The 17528-nt window shown below is 73.0% G+C and carries 13 protein-coding genes; 4 read left to right on the forward strand and 9 right to left on the reverse strand.

Annotated elements, in window-relative coordinates:
- The first annotated feature begins 25 nt into the window (after positions 1–25).
- Positions 26–2587 (forward strand): trehalose-phosphatase, encoded by a 2562-nt coding sequence (otsB, locus tag ACLQ23_RS29025; RefSeq protein ID WP_355594020.1) that lies wholly within the window; start codon positions 26–28, stop codon positions 2585–2587.
- 317 nt (positions 2588–2904) lie between these two features.
- Here the strand turns inward: otsB and cobA are convergent, their stop codons facing one another.
- Genes cobA through cobC form a run of 3 tightly spaced genes read right to left on the reverse strand, consistent with a single transcriptional unit; the run spans position 2905 to position 6351 of the window.
- Complete coding sequence (gene cobA, locus ACLQ23_RS29030; RefSeq protein ID WP_355593938.1) at positions 2905–4137, reverse strand: uroporphyrinogen-III C-methyltransferase; 1233 nt, start codon at positions 4135–4137, stop codon at positions 2905–2907.
- 28 nt (positions 4138–4165) lie between these two features.
- A complete protein-coding gene (gene cobT, locus ACLQ23_RS29035) occupies positions 4166–5254 on the reverse strand; it encodes a nicotinate-nucleotide--dimethylbenzimidazole phosphoribosyltransferase (protein WP_355594018.1) in 1089 nt (362 codons plus the stop codon).
- Positions 5254–6351, reverse strand: coding sequence for an Rv2231c family pyridoxal phosphate-dependent protein CobC (cobC, locus tag ACLQ23_RS29040; RefSeq protein ID WP_355630388.1), 1098 nt, complete (start codon positions 6349–6351; stop codon positions 5254–5256). The genes cobT and cobC overlap by 1 nt, the downstream gene beginning before the upstream one ends.
- A 122-nt stretch (positions 6352–6473) precedes the next feature.
- Between cobC and ACLQ23_RS29045 the strand changes: the two genes are divergently transcribed.
- Positions 6474–8606, forward strand: coding sequence for a transglycosylase domain-containing protein (locus ACLQ23_RS29045; protein WP_355593936.1), 2133 nt, complete (start codon positions 6474–6476; stop codon positions 8604–8606).
- 79 nt (positions 8607–8685) lie between these two features.
- Here ACLQ23_RS29045 and ACLQ23_RS29050 read toward each other — a convergent pair whose 3' ends face one another.
- Complete coding sequence (locus tag ACLQ23_RS29050) at positions 8686–10089, reverse strand: cobyrinate a,c-diamide synthase (protein WP_355593934.1); 1404 nt, start codon at positions 10087–10089, stop codon at positions 8686–8688.
- Between the two features lie 218 nt (positions 10090–10307).
- Between ACLQ23_RS29050 and ACLQ23_RS29055 the strand changes: the two genes are divergently transcribed.
- Complete coding sequence (locus tag ACLQ23_RS29055; RefSeq protein ID WP_355593932.1) at positions 10308–11129, forward strand: SURF1 family cytochrome oxidase biogenesis protein; 822 nt, start codon at positions 10308–10310, stop codon at positions 11127–11129.
- Between the two features lie 104 nt (positions 11130–11233).
- Positions 11234–12040: a hypothetical protein gene (locus ACLQ23_RS29060; protein WP_425881376.1), complete on the forward strand. Its 807-nt coding sequence runs from the start codon at positions 11234–11236 to the stop codon at positions 12038–12040.
- A 103-nt stretch (positions 12041–12143) separates the two neighbouring features.
- Here ACLQ23_RS29060 and ACLQ23_RS29065 read toward each other — a convergent pair whose 3' ends face one another.
- From ACLQ23_RS29065 to ACLQ23_RS29085, 5 genes are all read right to left on the reverse strand, one after another.
- On the reverse strand, positions 12144–13736 hold the full coding sequence (locus ACLQ23_RS29065) for an ATP-dependent DNA ligase (protein WP_355593928.1): 1593 nt from the start codon (positions 13734–13736) through the stop codon (positions 12144–12146).
- A gap of 90 nt (positions 13737–13826) precedes the next feature.
- Positions 13827–14033, reverse strand: a complete 207-nt coding sequence (locus tag ACLQ23_RS29070; RefSeq protein ID WP_030333429.1) for a hypothetical protein — start codon at positions 14031–14033, stop codon at positions 13827–13829.
- 77 nt (positions 14034–14110) lie between these two features.
- Positions 14111–15463 (reverse strand): dipeptidase, encoded by a 1353-nt coding sequence (locus ACLQ23_RS29075; RefSeq protein ID WP_355594016.1) that lies wholly within the window; start codon positions 15461–15463, stop codon positions 14111–14113.
- Positions 15464–15499: 36 nt separating this feature from the next.
- On the reverse strand, positions 15500–16645 hold the full coding sequence (locus tag ACLQ23_RS29080; RefSeq protein WP_355630375.1) for a M48 family metallopeptidase: 1146 nt from the start codon (positions 16643–16645) through the stop codon (positions 15500–15502).
- A gap of 95 nt (positions 16646–16740) precedes the next feature.
- Positions 16741–17448 carry a uridine kinase family protein gene (locus tag ACLQ23_RS29085; protein ID WP_355593924.1) on the reverse strand — a complete coding sequence of 236 codons (708 nt, stop codon included), beginning with the start codon at positions 17446–17448 and terminating at the stop codon, positions 16741–16743.
- Between the last annotated feature and the right edge of the window lie 80 nt (positions 17449–17528).

Genomic DNA, 17528 nt, shown 5'->3' on the forward strand with positions numbered 1-17528 from the left:
CGGAGCGGCGATCGCCGCCGCAGTGATGGACCCGGAACTACGATCCGCCATCGGCCGGATCGCCCGGGTTCCCCAACTCCTCATCGCCTGCGACTACGACGGCACGATCGCGCCGATCGTGGAGGATCCGAGCACAGCCGTACCGCTGCCCGAGGCGGTGGCCGCGATCCGCGCGCTCGCCGCGCTGCCGCAGACCACCGTGGCGGTGGTCTCCGGCCGGGCGCTGCGCGATCTGGCCGCGCTCTCCCGGCTGCCCAGCGAGGTGCACCTCGTCGGCAGCCACGGCTCCGAGTTCGACATCGGCTTCGTCGAGCGGCTCTCCCCCGAGCTGGTGGCAGTACGCCAGCAGGTGCGCAACGCGCTGCGGGAGATCGCCGCCGAGCACCCCGGCATCCGGCTGGAACGCAAGCCGGCAAGCGTCGCCATGCACACCCGGGGAGTCGACCCGCAGGTCGCCGCCTCGGCAATCGAAGCGGCCCTGAGCGGCCCGGCGACCTTCGACGGCGTCACGGTCACGCAGGGCAAGGAGGTCATCGAGCTGTCAGTGGTGGCCACCCACAAGGGCACCGCTATCGACCAGCTCCGGACCCAGCTCGCGGCAAGCGCGGTGCTCTTCATCGGCGACGACGTCACCGACGAGAACGCGTTCGGCAACCTGCACGGACCGGACCTCGGCATCAAGATCGGTCCGGGCGAGACGCAGGCCGACTACCGGGTGGCCGAGCCGATCGAGGCGGCCCGCGCGCTCGGGCTGCTGCTGGAGACCCGTCGGCACTGGCTGTTCGGTGAGCGGGCGGTGCCTATCGAACGGCACTCCATGCTGGCCAACGGCCGTACCGTCGCGCTGCTCACCCCCGAGGCCAAGGTCAGCTGGCTCTGCCACCCCAAGCCGGACTCGGCGGCGATCTTCGCCGACCTGGTCGGCGGCAGCCCCGCCGGCCACTTCAGCGTCGCCCCGGAACGCGGCGGTATTCCTCTGGGCCAGCGCTACCGCTCCGGCACGATGACAGTGGAGACCCGGTGGTCCGGGCTCACCGTCACCGACTGGCTGGACAAGCCGACCAGGGAGACCATCCCGGACGGCGCCGCGGTGATCACGGGTGACTCGACGCTGGTCCGGGTGCTGACCGGCAGTGGCCGGGTCCGGGTGGATTTCGCGCCGCGACCCGAATTCGGTCAGGTCGCCGTGCAGTTGCAACCGCTCGGCGACGGCCTCCTGGTGCTCGGCTCGAACGAGCCGATCGCCCTCTACTCCCCCGGGGTGGAGTGGGACGTCACGAACGACGGCGGCTACGAGACCGCCAAGGCGATCGTCGACCTCTCGGCAGCCGGCGGGCAGATCGTGCTGGAGCTTCGCTTCGGCACGAACAGCCTGGAGCACCACCGGGTGCCGGTCCACGAGCGGCAGGCCGCTGCCGAGCAGCCGTGGAAGGACTGGGTGGCCTCGCTGCGGCTGCCGTCCACCGCCCGCGACCTGGTCGCCCGCAGCGCCCTCACGCTGCGAGGGCTCTGCCACGAGGCGACCGGCTCGATCCTGGCCGCGGCCACCACCTCGCTCCCCGAGGAGCTGGGCGGCGTCCGCAACTGGGACTACCGCTACTGCTGGCTACGGGACGCGGCGCTAACCGCCCGCGCGCTTGTCGACCTCGGCTCCATCGAGGAGGCCGAAGCGCTGCTGCTCTGGGTCGACGGCTGCATCGAACGCACCGGCGGTCACCCGGAGCGGCTGCACCCGCTCTACACGATCGACGGCTACGAGCTGGGTGCCGAGGCGGTCATCGACACGCTGCCCGGGTACGCCGGCTCCAGGCCGGTCCGGGTCGGCAACCTCGCCAACCACCAGCTGCAACTGGACGTCTTCGGCCCGATCGCCGACCTCATCGCGGCCGTCGCCGACGCCCGCGGTTCGGTGCGTGACGACGAGTGGCGGGTCCTGGAGAACATGGTCGAGGCGGTCCGCCGCCGCTGGCACGAGCCCGACCACGGCATCTGGGAGGCTCGGCTCCCACCTCGGCACCACGTCTTCTCCAAGGTGATGTGCTGGATGACCGTCGACCGGGCGCTGCACGTGATGCGCCAGCACGGCGGCGAGGACCGGCCGGAGTGGACGGACCTGCGCGACCGGATCGGCGCCAACGTGCTGGAGCACGGCTGGCACTCCGACGTGGAGGCGTACAGCGTCGCCTACGGCGACGAGGACATGGACGCCTCGTCGCTCTGGATCGGGCTCTCCGGCCTGCTCGCGGGCGACGACCCGCGTTTCCTGTCCACAGTCCTGCGGATCGAGGCGGACCTGCGCAGCGGGCCGGTCGTCTACCGCTACCACTGGGACGACGGCCTGCCCGGCCGTGAGGGTGGCTTCCACATCTGCACGGCGTGGCTGATCGAGGCGTACCTGCGCACCGGCCGCCGCACCGACGCCGAGGAACTGTTCGCGCAGATGGTGCTCACGGCCGGCCCGACAGGGCTGCTCCCCGAGCAGTACGACCCGCTCGCCGAGCGGGGCCTGGGCAACCACCCGCAGGCGTACAGCCACCTGGGGCTGATCCGCTGCGCCCTGCTGCTGGACAACATGCTCAAGCAGTAGCCGACAGGCAGTTCGACGACGGGCCGGAGCAGCGCTGCTCCGGCCCGTCGTCGCTCCGGCCGGCGTCGGTCGGTGGACCGCACCGGCGGTAGCGGCCACCCGAGCGCCGCCGTCACCGCCCTCGCCATGGGCCCTCCGCGCGTCCTTTGCTCTGCTTCACTCCACGCAACACAAACGACGTCTCCGTGTTGCGTCGGTTGAAGCAGAGCAAAGGGCCCGCAGGGACCGGCCGGTCTCTGCCGCCCGCACCGCCCAGGGGCCGCTCCGCGCCCGCACCGCCCAGGGCCGCTCCGGTCCGCGTGGACCCGTGCCACCGGTCACCCGTCGAGGGCACCCACCACGTCACCCACCACCACGACGGCGGGCGGACGGAGGTCGGCCGCCACCGCGTCGGCAGCCACCGCGTCGAGCGTCGACCGCAGCACCCGCTGGGCGCCCGTGGTGGCTTCTTGGACGACGGCGGCCGGCGTCTGCGGCGGTCGGCCGTGCGCGATCAGGGTTGCCGTGATGGCGGCGAGATTCTTCAGCCCCATCAGGATCACAAGGGTTCCACGCAGACCCGCAAGGGCGTCCCAACGCACAAGCGACGCCGGCGAGTCGGGTGCCAGGTGCCCGGAGACCACTGTGAACTCGTGCGCCACCCCCCGGTGGGTGACCGGAATCCCGGCCGCCGCAGGAGCGGCGATCGAGCTGGTCACCCCGGGGACCACGGTCACCGGTACGCCCGCCGCCGCGCACGCCAGCAACTCCTCGCCGCCCCTGCCGAAGACGTACGGGTCGCCGCCCTTGAGCCGCACCACGAAGGCGCCAGCCAGGGCACGGTCGACCAGGATCTGGTTGATCTCCTCCTGTGCCCGGGACGGGCCATAGGGGATCTTCGAGGCGTCTACCAGCTCGACATCGGGACGTAGCTCGTCCAGGAGCAGCCCGGGCACCAGCCGGTCGGCGACGACCACGTCAGCCTCGGTGAGCAGCCGCCAGCCCTTCACAGTGATCAGCTCCGGGTCACCGGGACCGGACCCGACCAGCGCCACCCGCCCGCCGCCCGCGTTAGGAAGGGCCCCTTCCTCTACCGCAGGCGTTAACAGGGGGCCCTTCCTTACACCGAGGAGGTCGCGGATCGCGTCTCGGACACTCATCGCCCGTCGCGGATCGCCGCCGCCGAGCACCGCTACTGTGACCGGGCCGTGCCGGGTCACCGCCGGGGTCCACGCGGTGGCAGCCGTCCGGTCGTCGGCCCGGACGCAGAAGATCCGCCGTTCGGCGGCGGCGGCGCTCACCGACGCCGCAGCGAGGGGATCGTCGATCGCCACCTGGACCAGCCACGCCCCGTCCAGGTCGTCGGGCGTGAACCGGCGCGGCACCCAGTGCAGCCGCCCCGCGTCGGCGTGCGCACGCAACGCCGGGGTGAGCTCCGGTGCCACGAGCAGGACGTCCGCGCCGGCGTCCAGCAGCGCCGGGACGCGCCGGGTGGCGACCGCGCCGCCGCCCACCACGACCACCCGACGCCCGTCGAGCCGCAGACCGAGGGGGTACGGGCTGGCGCTCACAGCGCACCTCCGAGCCGGACGCGCATTGTCACTTCTCGGCCACCCCTGCGGAGTCGAACGTGGCCACCTCGTGCAGCACCCGCACCGCGCCGGTGACCACCGGCAGCGCCAGCAGCGCCCCGGTGCCCTCGCCGAGACGCAGCCCCAGGTCGATAAGCGGGTCAAGGCCCAGGCTGCGCAGCGCCACCGTGGCACCCGGCTCGGCTGAGCGGTGCCCGGCGACCATGGCGAAGACCGCGTTCGGCGCGAACGCGGCGGCGGCGAGCGCGGCGGAGACAGCGATCACGCCGTCCAGAAGCACAGGTGTGCGGCGCGCTGCCGCGCCCAGGATCAGCCCGGCCAGCGCCGCGTGTTCCAGGCCACCGACGGCGGCCAGCACGCCCAGCGGGTCGGCCGGGTCGGGCTCGTGCAGGGCCAGCGCGGCACGCACCACTGCCACCTTGCGGGCGTACGTCGGGTCGTCGACGCCGGTGCCCCGGCCGGTGGAGTCGAGCGGGTCGACGCCTGTGAACGCGGCGATCAGGGTGGCCGCCGGGGTGGTGTTGCCGATGCCCATGTCGCCGGTGAGCAGGATGCCGGCGCCGGCATCGATCAACTCGTCGGCGATCCGGATGCCGGTGCACACCGCCGCGAGCGCCTCGTCCCGGGTGAGCGCGGCGGTCACTGTGAAGTCCCGGGTGCCCCTGCGTACTGACGCGGTGACAAGCCGGGGCGTGGCCGGATCGTGCACGGCCGGGTCGGGTACCTCGTCCGGGGTGGGCAGCGGGTTGGCGACCCCGACGTCGACAACTGTGACCGAGGCGCCGGCCTGCCGGGCGAACGCGTTGACGACCGCGCCGCCGGCCAGGAAGTTGCCGATCATCTGCCCGGTGACCTCCTGCGGCCACGGGGTCACCCCCTGGGCGTGCACCCCGTGGTCTCCCGCGAAGATCGCCACTGCGGCCGGCTCGGGCAACGGCGGTGGGCAGACCCCGGCGAGCCCCGCGAGGCGTACCGACAGGTCTTCCAGCGCACCGAGCGAGCCCGGCGGCTTGGTCAGGCGGCCGTGCATCTCCCGGGCCGCGGCCATCGCCGACTCGTCCAGTGGCGCGATGGCCGCGATCGTGGTCTCCAGCATCATGCCTCCATGATCTCGCGCAGCACCTCGACGAACGCGTCGGTGGTGTTTCGGTCACGTACCGCCAGGCGCAGCCAGTCCGGGCCGAGACCCGGGAACGTGTCACCGCGACGCACCGCCCAGCCCCGGTCCCGCAGGGCCGAGCGCACCCGCATCGCGCCGGGCAGGTGCACAAGCACGAACGCGCTGGCGGGGCGGCCTGCGACGCGTACACCGGGGATGCTGGCGAGGCGTGCCACCAGGTGGTCGCGGTCGGCGGCGAGGTCGACGGCGATCGCGCGCTCGGCGGAGACGGCGACGGGCGTGGCGCACGCCGCGGCGGCGGCCAGCGCGGGCGTGGAGACGGCCCAGAGCGGCTGGACGGCGGCCAGCCGGGACAGCAGCTCCGGGGCGCCGAGCAGGTAGCCGATCCGCAGGCCGGCGAGCCCCCAGGTCTTCGTGAGGCTGCGCACCACGAGCAGTCCGGGCAGGTCGCGCCGCTCGGCGAGTGATTCCGGCTCGCCGCTGTGCCCGCCGGTGGTGTCGGCGAACGCTTCGTCGACAACGAGCACCCGACCCGGGCGGGCCAGCGCGGCCACCGTCTGGGCCGGGTGCAGCACCGACGTGGGGTTGGTGGGGTTGCCGATCATCACCAGGTCGGCGTCGGCGGGTACCCGGGAGGCGTCGAGCCGGAAGCCGTCGGCCGGGTCGAGCAGCACCCGCTCGACCCGGTGACCGGCGGCCCGCAGCGCCGCCTCCGGTTCGGTGAACTGGGGGTGCACGACCACCGGTCGGCGGATGCCGCGCAGCGCCTGGGCGATCAACACGAAGCCCTCGGCGGCCCCGGCGGTGAGCACTACCTCGTTCGGGGGACGCCGGTGCCGGGCGGCGACGGCGGCACGGGCCTGCGTCGGGTCCGGGTAGCGGGCCAGGTCGGTGAGGGTGGCGGCGATCGGCTCGGCCAACCAGGCAGGCGGTGGTGCCTGGCGGACGTTGACGGCGAGGTCGATGAGGCCGTTGCCGACCTCCGCGTCCCCGTGGTGTGCCAGATCCGGCTCGGGCGCCAGCGCCGGGTCGGCCGCGGCGACCGGCGGTACGTCGCTCGGCTGATCACGCATGCCCGCGATCCTGCCGGGAAGGCGGCCGGCGGGACAGTCGATCCCGGCGTAAGGCACATCACCACAGCGCTGGTTTATGAGTTTTTCTCATGTTCGATTCTGAAATGTCATAACTTGGCCATGTGAGCAACCGACCCCTTGCTGCCGCTGGTCGACTCGTTCCTCTCCTGCGCGCCGGGCTCATCGCCGGCATCGTGATCGCCGCCGCCGCGTACCCGCTCGTCGCCCTGACCGGGCTCGGCGCGAAGGCCACCGCACACGCCGTGGAGCACAAGACCAAGCTGCTGGCCACCGCCCTGCCCGCCGAGACCTCCTACCTCTACGCCCCGGACGGCAAGACCGTACTGACCATGTTCTACGAGGAGTACCGGCAGTACACGAAGCTGTCGGACATGTCGCCGAACATCCAGCAGGCGATCGTCGCCGCCGAGGACTCCCGCTTCTACCAGCACCACGGCGTCGACCCGAAGGGCGTGGCCCGCGCCTTCGTGTCCAACGCCCGCTCCAGCGGGGTCTCCCAGGGTGCCTCCACGCTCACCATGCAGTACGTCCGGATGGCCCTGCGGGACAGCGCGACAACGCCCAAGGAGGTCCAGGAAGCCACCCAGCAGACCAGCCTGCGCAAGGTCAAGGAGATGCGGATGGCGCTGGACCTGGAGAAGGAGCTGAGCAAAGAACAGATCATGGAGCGGTACCTGAACTCGGCGTACTTCGGTCACCGGGCGTACGGCATCTACGCGGCAAGCGAGATCTTCTTCTCCAAGACCCCGAAGGACCTCACCCCCGTCGAGGCGGCCACCCTCGCCGGCCTGGTCAAGTCCCCATCCGAGTACGACCCCGCCGACTCCGACCAGAAGGAGGCCACCGGGCGGCGCAACTACGTGCTGGACCGGATGAGCCAACTCGGCTACCTCTCCCCCGACTCGGCCGCCGCCGCCAAGTCCGAGCCGATCCGACTGAAGCTGACCACCCCGCCGCACGACTGCGCGGCGATCCCGGAGAAGTACAACAGCTGGGGCTTCGCCTGCGACTACCTGAAGAACTGGTGGAGTTCCCAACCCGCGTTCGGCGCCAGCCGCCTGGAGCGGATGGACAACCTGCGCCGCGGCGGCTACCGGATCGTGCTCAGCCTCGACCCGAAGGTCCAGGAAGCGGCGGAGAAGAACGTCGGCGCCAAGGACGCCACCGGCAGCCCGTTCGCCAACGGCATCGTGGTCTCCGAGCCGGGCACCGGGCGGGTCAAGGCCATGGCGGTGAACCGGACGTACTCGCTGGACCTGAGCGAGAACCCACAGAGCTCGAACCCCGAGGCCGGGCCGAAGGTGAAGGCCAACTACCCGAACACCGTGGCGCCACTGCTCGGTGGCGGTGACCTGGCGGGCTACCAGGCCGGGTCGACGTTCAAGATGTTCCCGATGCTTGCCGCGCTGGACTCGGGGATGACCCTGTCCACCTCATTCAACGCGCCATACCGCTACCGGTCGGAGGTCTACGACGGCTGGTCGCCCTCCAACGCCAGCGGCGCGATGACCGGCCAGCAGACCATGTGGTCCGGTTTCGGCAAGTCGGTGAACACGTACTTCGTGTGGCTGGAGGAGAAGGTCGGCGCGGAACGGGCGGTCCGGTTGGCCGAGCAACTCGGGCTGCGCTGGCGCACCGACGTGGACCGGGACCACGCCTCACCCGCGAAAGCCTCGAAGTGGGGTGCCTTCACCCTGGGCGTCTCCGACGCCACCCCGCTGGAGATGGCGAACGCGTACGCCGCCATCGCCGCCGACGGCCGCTACTGCGAGGCGATCCCCGTACAGGCGATCATGAACCGGGACGGCACTCCGACGACGTACGCGACCCCCGGCGGTATCCATCGCGAGGTGGCCAAGCCACGCTGCCGGCAGGTCGTCAGCGCGGACGCCGCTCGGGCCGCCACCGACGCCGCCCGCTGCCCCACCGGGGACACCCCGGCACGCGGCAGCTGCGGCGGCTGGTCCACCGCCGACAGCGTCCGGGGTACGGTCGGCCGCCCGGTCGCCGGCAAGACCGGCACCACCGACAGCACCCGGTCGGCCTGGTTCGTCGGCTACACACCTGAACTGGCCGCAGCGAGCTTCATCTCCGACCCGGACAATCCGTTCAACGCCGTCGGTGACGGGCAGTCGCAGATCCCTATCGCGGCGGTCGCCGAGACCCTGCGCGACGGACTGAAGGGCACACCGACCCGTCAGTTCACCCCACCATCGGACGCCATAGTCGGCTGACCGGCGTGACAGTCGACTGACCCGCGTCGATCCGCGCGGGTCAGCCGGCTGCCGGCACCGGCGGGTGCCGGAACCGGCGTTACGCGGGCACACCGTCCGGGGTGGCGGGCAGCGCCTCGGCCGCCGGCTCGCTCGCCGCAGCGGCGACCAGCCGGGCGGCGGTCGCCGGATGCGCGGCCCAGTGCAGGGTGAGCTGCGAGGCGTGCACGTTGCGCCAGACGAACCCCTCCGGCGTGCCACCGTCCCAGCTCCACGCCGGCCGCTGACCAGCGCGCGGGGTGAGCACCGCGCGGTGCTCCTTGTGGCCGACGAGCACTGTGCCCTTCGCCGCGACCACACTGTCGGTCTGGGCTGTCGCCTCCCGGTAGCCCACCACGAGGCCATCCCGGCTGACACCGACTGCGTCCAACACGCCGCACATCGGCAGCCCGTCCAGCTCCCGCGCCAACCAGAGCAGGCCCGCGCCCTCGGCGACCACCGGCCGCCCGGTACGCGCCAACTCGGCCACCGCGATGCAGAGCCGCCGGTTGGCCGACAACTGCTCGGCGTACGCCTCGGGCAGCGCGCCGCCGACGACAAGCGCGCGGGTGCCGGCCGGCAGCGTCTCGTCGCGCAGCGGATCGACAACGACGACCTCGGCCCCGGCGGCCCGCAGCAACTCGGCCGTCTCCGGATGGCTGAAACTGCCGCCAGGCCCACCCGCGACCGCCACCAGCGGACGCTGCGCCGGGACGACCAGCTCGCCGAGCACCTCCTGCGGCGACCACGCCGTCGCCGGCAGCGGCGGTGCCGAGCGGGCCAGCCCGAGCAGCCGTTCCAGGTCGACAGTTGCGGCGACAGCCTCGCCGAGGCGACGGACCGCACGGGTGGCGTCGGCCGACCCGTCGACGACCGGGGCCACGCCGTGCCGGCGCGACGGCAGCACCGACGGCAGGTCATGGCGGCGCAGCGCCCCGTAGACGGGCACCCCCACGTCCTCCAGCGCCTCGCGCAGCATCCCCTCGTGCCGGGAGGACGCCACCCGATTGAGGATCACCCCACCGAGCCACAACTGCTCGTCGTACGAGCGGAAACCGTGCACGAGGGCGGCAACCGACTGTCCCATCGCCGCCACGTCGACAACCAGGACCACGGGGCTGCGCAGAGCGGCGGCCGCGGCGGCGGTGGACTCCTGCTCGGGGCGGCCACCCACCGAGTCGTACAGGCCCATGCTGCCCTGCACCACGGCGAGCCCGGCGCCCGCTGCGCCGTGCGCGACGAGCGGGGCGAGCCGGTCGGCACCGACCAGCCGGGGATCGATCACCCGGCCCGGCCGACCGGCGGCGAGACCGAGGTACGCGGCGTCGACCTGGTCCGGGCCGAGCTTGAACCCGGCGACGTCGACACCCCGCTCGGCCAGGGCGGCGAGCAGCCCGATCGCCAGCGCGTTCTTTCCGTGGCCGGAGGACGGCGCGCTGAGCACCAGGCGCGGCACGACGGTCATCATCGACTCCTCGCGGGCGGCGGCGGGTACGCGACGACCGGCCGGGGTGCCGAGCCGTCCGCGTGACGATACCCGCCCGGTCGTACGCGCGAGCACCCCCGACCCGGGGTGGTCGACGGTCCCCGCCCGCGCTGATCGACGGTCCCTGGCCCGGCCGATCGGCGGTCTCCGGCCCGGTGCAGGTCAGTGGCCCCGGTCATACGGGTAGCCTCGGTGCCGTGTACCGGTTCCTGCTGAGCCCACGCTGGCTGGGCGCCCTCGCGTTGACACTGGTCGCCTCTGCCGTCATGGTCTGGCTGGGCAACTGGCAGCTGGACCGCTACCAGGGGCGCACCGAGGTCAACGAGCGGATCGACGCCGGTCTGCGGATGGCACCGGTGCCTCTGAGCGAGGCGTTCCGCGCTCCCACCGGCGGCCCGGGGACCGCCGGCCCACCGCCCGCGGAGGACAAGGTCTGGTCCCGGATCACCGCCACCGGCCGGTACGACCCGTCCAACACCATCCTGGTCCGGGGCCGGACGGCCGACAGTCGCGTCGGTTTCGAGGTGCTCACCCCACTGGTGCTCGCCGACGGCACCGCGCTGCTCGTCGACAGGGGCTGGATCCCGCCGGCTCCGGGCGGGGCCACAGCACAGCCGTCGGTGCCCGCCACGCCCACCGGCGACGTGACGGTGGTCGGCCGGGTGCACGAGACCGAGAGCGGCGCCGGCACTGTGGCCCGCCGCAACGGGCTGCTGGAGACCCGCCGCGTCGGCGTGCCCGGGCTCGCCCGCGAACTGCCCTACCCGATCTACGGCGGATACCTGCTGCTGGACGAGCAGACCCCGCCCGCCGACCCGGTGTTCAAGGCGGTGCCGGTGGGGCACGCGAACAACTGGCAGAACTTCGGCTACGTCGTGCAGTGGTGGCTGTTCGCAGTGATGGCCCTCTTCGGCTACGGCTGGGTGGCCCGTCGTGAGGCCCGCCGGGCCGCCGGGATCGACACGACGACCGCCCCGTTGGACCGGGCGGCTGAGCCCACGCCGAGCGCGTCCGCCTGAGCCCGGTGACCGTACCGGCGTCGCAATCGGACGGTCGGGGGAACACGGGGCACCACGGCAGCCGGTAGTCTCCGCCGGGTGATCAATTCGTGCGGGGTGCGCTGATGACCGTGGATCCCGCAGTGCCGCGACCCGAGTCGGAGCCGGCGACGCAGGCACATCCGCCCACCGACCCGTGGGCCGCCGAGCCGCCGACCGCCGCGTTGGCTGCCATGCCGCCGACCGCGCCGTTCCCGGCCACGCCGTTCCCGGCCACGCCGCAACCGGCCGCGCCGTTCCCGGCCGCCGCGATCTTCGGTACGCCGCCGGCCGCCCCGGCACCGACCGCGCAGTTCCCTGCCGCACCGGCGCAGTCGCCCACCTCGCCGGCCATCTCGCCCGCAGCGGCCGCGCCCTTCTCCGCGCCACCCGTGTCGTACTCCGCGCCACCCGCGTCGTACTCCGCGCCGCCGGCCTCCTTCTCCGGGCCGCCAGCCCAGACCCCTGGGGCGTGGCCGGCGGTCGGGCCGTATCCGCCGGTGGCGGCGTACCCGGCCGCGACGGCCGGCTTCGCCGGGCCGGAGGTGGTCGCCGTGCAGATCGCCGAGATCGCGGTGAGCCCGCCGGTCATCCGCACGCCGGCCGGGGTGCTGCCGCTGGCCGGCGCGAGCTGGCACGTGGCCGACTACTGGCAGCGCGAGGAGAAGATCGCCACCTGGGCGCTGGTCTGCGCCATCGTCGGATTCTTCTGCGTGGCCATCTTCAGCCTGCTCTTCCTGCTGGTCAAGGAGACCCGGCACCGCGGCACCGTCCAGGTGACGGTCACCAACGGCGTCAAGCAGTACGTGGCCCGGATCCCGGTGAGCGACCAGGGTCAGGTGCAGCACATCAACAACCAGGTCAACTACGCCCGGTCGCTGTCCAGCCGGTGACCCGGGCCGGCGGCGGCCGGTCAACTGGATCAACCGGCCGGTACGACGACGGTGACCAGGCTGGCGGCGGCCGGTCGTCAGCGGCCGGCCGGTGCGACGACGGTCAGCCGGTGGAACGGCCGGCGTGGATGGCCCGGACCGCGTCGATGGTGTCCGCCTCGGCGGCGGTCTTGTCGTCGCGGTAACGCACCACCCGGGCGAACCGCAGCGCCATGCCGCCCGGATAGCGCGAACTCGTCTGCACCCCGTCGAAGGCGATCTCCACCACCTGCTCGGGGCGGACCCGGACCACCCAGTCGCCGTGCTCCACGGCGAGGCCGAGGAACCGCTCGGTCTGCCAGCGCAGCAGCTCGTCGGTGAGCCCCTTGAACGTCTTGCCGAGCATCACGAAGTCGCCGGTGCGGGGGTCGCGGGCACCCAGGTGCAGGTTGGACAGCCAGCCCTCGCGCCGGCCGCTGCCCCACTCGACGGCCACCACCACCAGATCGAGTGTGTGCCGTGGTTTGACCTTGACCCAGGCGGCACCTCGCCGGCCGGCGTCGTACGGCGCGTCCGGCGCCTTGACCACCACGCCCTCCTGGCCGGCGTCGATCGCGGCGGCGAACGCGGCCCCGGCCTGCTCCGGGCCGTCGACCTCCATTCGCCCGACCAGCAGCGACGAGTCGACAGCGCCAGCGAGCGCGGCCCACCGTTCCCGACCGGGCAGGTCGATCAGATCCTGGCCGTCGAGGTGCAGCAGATCGAAGAAGTACGGGGTCAGCACCGTCGCACCGGTGTTGGCCGCCGCGGCGAGCACCGCCGGGGCGACCGGCGTGCCCCCGGTGGTGCTGGGCGTGGTGCGCCGTGCGGCCCTGCTTGAGGTCTGCTGGAACGGCAGTGGGCGGCCCGCATCGTCAAGGCCGATCGCCTCGCCGTCGAGCACCATTTCCCGGCCGGGCAGGGCACGGACGGCGGCCACCACCTCGGGCATCCGGCCGGTGATCTCGTCGAGGCTCCGGGTGAACACCGCGATGTCGGCGCCGGAGCGGTGCACCTGGATGCGGATGCCGTCGAGCTTCACGTCGACTACGGCGGGAGTGCCGGTCGCGGCGAGCGCCTCGTCGACCGAGGGTGCGCTCTGCGCCAGCATCGGCGCGAGCGGTCGGCCGACCCGCAGGCCGAAAGCCGCCAGTTCGGCGGCACCTCCGGCCAGCGCGGCAACCGCCACCGCGCGCAGGTCACCGGCGAGCAGCAGCGCCCGGCGGACCGTCGCGACGGGCACCTCGGCGGCCCGTGCCACAGCGTCGGCCAACAGCCCTGCCTGGGCGCCCTGGCGCAACTCGCCACCGAACAGGGCGGTGAGCAGCCGTTGCTCGTCGGCGGTCGCCGCCGAATAGAGCGCGCCCAGCAACGCCCGGCGGCGGGCCTGCGAACCCGCGCCCTGCACTGCGGCGATCTGCTCGATGGCCGCGTCGACGGCGGCCACGGTCAGCATCGGCTCGGCGGCGGGTGGCGGCAGGTCACGCAGGCTGGCGTAGCCCACGCCGGTCTGCCGCTGCCGCAGCTCACCTGCGAGATATCCGGCGCCCGGCTCCACCTCGGCCGGGTCGAGCCGGCGCAGCGCGTCGGCCAACAACTCCACCTTGGCCCGCCGGCCGCTGGTGGCGCTCACGGCGGCGGAGGTGGCCGCCAGATCGATGAACCGCACGAACCTCATCCTGCCAGCCGCCCACGACACCGCCCGGGTATTGCCGTACCCGGGCGGTGTCGGCAGGGTGCCGCCACCGCTGCCGGCGGTGGCGGCGAATCAGGCGGAGACGGGTTCCTCGATGCGCAGCCCTCGGGCGCGGACCTCGCCGGCGACCCGGGAGAGCACCGAGTCGAGGGCGACCAGGGCGGCGGAGAGCTCACCGAGCTGTTCGTTGAGCGTGTCCTCGGACCACGCGGAGACGTCGACGTCCCCCAGCGCACTGACGGCGGCCCCCAGGCGGGCCATCACCTCGTTCGTACTCATGTTCGAAAGGCTATAACAAACCCGCCCGCGACACGCCGCAAACTCCCAGATCAGACAGGGAGTTACGGTTCCGACACCTATCGCCTGTTCGCACCCGCCACGGCCACCGCACCCAGCAGCAACGCCTCGGCGAGGCAGACCCGCGCGAACTCGCCGAGGTGCAGGCCCTCGTTCGGGCCGTGCGCGCGGGCGTGCGGGTCCTCCACACCGGTCACCAGGATCGCCGCCTGCGGGAACATCTCCTGGAAGGTCGCGATGAACGGGATCGAACCGCCGACGCCGATGTCCACCGGGTCGGTGCCGTCCCAGGCGGCCCGGAACGCCGAGCGGGCGGCGTCGAACATCGGGCCGGAAGCGTCGATCACGCACGGCTCGCCGTCGTGCTCGAACGTCACCGTCACCTGAGCACCCCAGGGCGCGTGCTTCTCCAGGTGGGCGCGCACCGCCGCGTACGCCCGCTTCGGGTCGTCGCCCGGGGCCAGACGGAGGCTGAGCTTTGCCTTCGCTGCCGGCAGCAACGCGTTCGGAGCCTCGCCGGTGGCCGGCGCGTCGATGCCGAGCACGGTCAGGGCCGGCTTGGTCCAGAGCCGGTCGGTGATCCGGCCGGTGCCGATGAGCTGCACACCCTCGGCCAGCCCCGCCTCGGACCGGAACCGGTCCTCCGGGTAGTCGACGACGGCACCTCCGCGGCTGATCAGCCCGTCGACCGCCACGTCACCGGCGTCGTCGTGCAATGTGGCCAGCAGGCGGACCAACGCGGTCAGCGCGTCCGGGACAGCGCCGCCGAACATGCCGCTGTGCACGGCGTGGTCGAGCGTACGGATCTCAACGAAGCAGTTGACGATGCCGCGCAGCGAGGTGGTCAGCGCCGGTACGCCGATGTCCCAGTTCGCGGAGTCGGCGATCACGATGACGTCCGAGGCGATCTCGTCGCGGTACTCGGCCAGCAGCCGCTCCAGCGAGTCGGAACCGTACTCCTCCTCGCCCTCGATGAACAGGACCACGCCGACCGGCAACGCGTCACCGTACGCGCGCAGCGCCGCCACGTGCGCCATGATGCCGGCCTTGTCGTCGGCCGCGCCCCGGCCGTAGAGCCGGCCGTCGCGCTCCACCGGCTCGAACGGGTCGGACTCCCACAGCGACAGGTCGCCGACCGGCTGCACGTCGTGGTGGGCGTACAGCAGCACCGTCGGCGCTCCGGGCGGTGCTGCCCGCCGGCCGATCACCGCGGGCTGGCCGCCGGAGCGCACGATGTCGACGTCCAGGCCGCAGCCGCGCAGCAGATCGGCCACCGCCTCGGCGGAGCGCTCCACGTGCGAGTGGTCGAAGCCGTCGAAAGCGATGCCCGGGATACGGACGAGACGTTCCAGGTCGGCCCGGACGCCGGGCATCTCCCGCTCGACGGCGGCCCGCACCTCGGACTCGGACATGATCGGTGAGGTCATGACCGGAATCGTATGCCGGCCTTACACCGCCGCGCCGCCCGAGCCCGTACCGTCACCGCCACCGGCTCCGCCGGCACCCGCCGTGGCACCGGGCGCGGCCCGACCGGCGCGGTGTGCCCGGCCGGCGGCCTCCGTCGCGGCATCCACCCAGGAGCGGGCTCGACCGGCGGTGCCGCCCACCCACTCGCCGACGTCGCTGGCCCCGTCGCCGAGGCGGCGCAGCAAACCGACGAGCGGATCGGTGGACCTGCTGAATTCCTCCCGGTACGACTCGGCGGCGGCCTTGATCTCCTCCGAGACGCTTGTCGAGGCGTCATCGTCGCGACGTGGGTAGTCCCCGGCCAGCACCCGCCCGTACGCCCCGGAGTCGATCCACTGCCGCAGCTGGGCGGCCCGCGCCACCGGCGCCGGATGGGTGCTCCACGCGGTCATCCGGATCTTGTGCAGGCTGTCCCGCAGATCGCCGCCACCGGCGTACTCGGCGGCCTGCTCCAGGAAGGCGGTGGTGTCGACCTGGGACAGGTCACCGCCACCGGCGAGCTTCATGAGCAGCCGCAGCGCGGCGGCCGGATCCTGCCCGGCGAGCAGCCCCGCCCGGTCGGCGGACAGCTCCGCCTTGCGCCACCACTCCAGCATCGCCGCGATGATCGCCCGCAGCGCGAACGCGCCCACCGGCAGCCAGCTCAGGTTGGCCGCCCACCGGGTCAGGATCATCAGCATCGTCTTGTAGACGGCGTGCCCGCTGCCCACATGCCCCAGCTCGTGGCCGAGCAGGCAGCGCAGCTCGTCCTCGTCGAGCTGCTGCACGCACGCGGAGTTCAGCACGATGAACGGCCGCTCCAGGCCGACCGCCTCGGCGCCCAGCCACGGCGACTGAGTCACGTACAGCTCGGGCAGCTCGGCCACATCGAGCGCCGCCGCGGCCTCGGTGTAGCGCTGCCACACCGCCGGGTACTGCCGGTGGTCGACACGGATGCCGGAGGCCAGCACGGAAAGTCGGAACCCGCGCTCGTTCCACATGCCGAAGAACGCCCGCAGCACGTCGTCGAACCCGCGCAGCTCCCGCAGCGCGACAAGGGCGCCCCGGTCCGCCGGATGCTCCCAGGCTCGGGAGCTGATGCCGGTGAGGGTGACCCGGCGTCGTGCGGGTGTGTCCGTTGTCGACATGTGACTCCCGTTCGCCGTTCCCGACCTTTCCCGCATCGTGCCCCAGTCGGTGGCCGGCGTCCACGCCCGGCTGAGCCTTACCGGCTGCACTCGGGTCAGCGCGTCCGCACGTAGTACCTCTCGGCGTCGTACGGCAGCCTCGGCGCACCGTCGACCACCAGGTCGACCCGGTCGGCGGTGCCGTCGGCGGCGAAGTGCGCCCGCTCCCCCGCATGCCAGCGGCGCAGCTCGGGCAGGATCTCCGGTCCGTCCCGGGCGACAGCGCGAGCCAGCCGCGTCGGCGCGGGCGCGGTCACGAACACGGCCACTGTCACCTCGGGCCGGACGACGGCGCGCGCCGCGCTGACGCCCTCCAGGATCAGCACCGGCGCGACCGGCACCGGGACCGGGCGTGGCAGGAACGACCGCCGCACCCAGCTGTAGCGGCGGTACGCCCCGGGCCGTCCCTCCCGCAGCGGAGCCAGCACCTGCGCGTCCAGCCGCGGCCAGAAGGTGAGTTGGTCGTCCCAACCGTCGAGCAGGTCGTCGGTGTGCACCACCGGCGGTCGCCCGCCGCCTTCACAGTGGTGCCGAGGCGTGCCTGCCAGGGCGGCAAGGGCGTCCGCGAGGTGCGCCGCGAACCTGCTCTTGCCCGCGCCGCTCGGCCCGTCGACAGCGACAAGCCGGGTCCGCCCCAACCGCGCCGGGCCCGCGAGCACCCGACGGGCCAACTCGGTGTACGCCTCGACGACGGCCACAGTCAACCTACTGTCGGTGCGGTCGGTGGCCTGGTCCACACCACCGAAGTATGCCGTCGTCGCCACAGGTCAACGTGATCGACTCGGTTTCCGTGAAACCGGGGTGTCCTGCCTCCCGGGACACCCCGGTTTCACGGAAGACGAGT

Source organism: Micromonospora sp. DT41 (assembly GCF_049841715.1).
GTDB lineage: Bacteria > Actinomycetota > Actinomycetes > Mycobacteriales > Micromonosporaceae > Micromonospora > Micromonospora profundi.

Coding starts and splice junctions, on each gene's coding strand:
- otsB (WP_355594020.1), top strand. CDS start 26: ATGGACCCGGAACTACGATCCGCCATCGGCCGGATCGCCCGGGTTCCC.
- cobT (WP_355594018.1), bottom strand. CDS start 5,254: ATGCTGGAGACCACGATCGCGGCCATCGCGCCACTGGACGAGTCGGCG.
- cobC (WP_355630388.1), bottom strand. CDS start 6,351: ATGCGTGATCAGCCGAGCGACGTACCGCCGGTCGCCGCGGCCGACCCG.
- ACLQ23_RS29050 (WP_355593934.1), bottom strand. CDS start 10,089: ATGACCGTCGTGCCGCGCCTGGTGCTCAGCGCGCCGTCCTCCGGCCAC.
- ACLQ23_RS29060 (WP_425881376.1), top strand. CDS start 11,234: ATGACCGTGGATCCCGCAGTGCCGCGACCCGAGTCGGAGCCGGCGACG.
- ACLQ23_RS29065 (WP_355593928.1), bottom strand. CDS start 13,736: ATGAGGTTCGTGCGGTTCATCGATCTGGCGGCCACCTCCGCCGCCGTG.
- ACLQ23_RS29070 (WP_030333429.1), bottom strand. CDS start 14,033: ATGAGTACGAACGAGGTGATGGCCCGCCTGGGGGCCGCCGTCAGTGCG.
- ACLQ23_RS29075 (WP_355594016.1), bottom strand. CDS start 15,463: ATGTCCGAGTCCGAGGTGCGGGCCGCCGTCGAGCGGGAGATGCCCGGC.
- ACLQ23_RS29080 (WP_355630375.1), bottom strand. CDS start 16,645: ATGTCGACAACGGACACACCCGCACGACGCCGGGTCACCCTCACCGGC.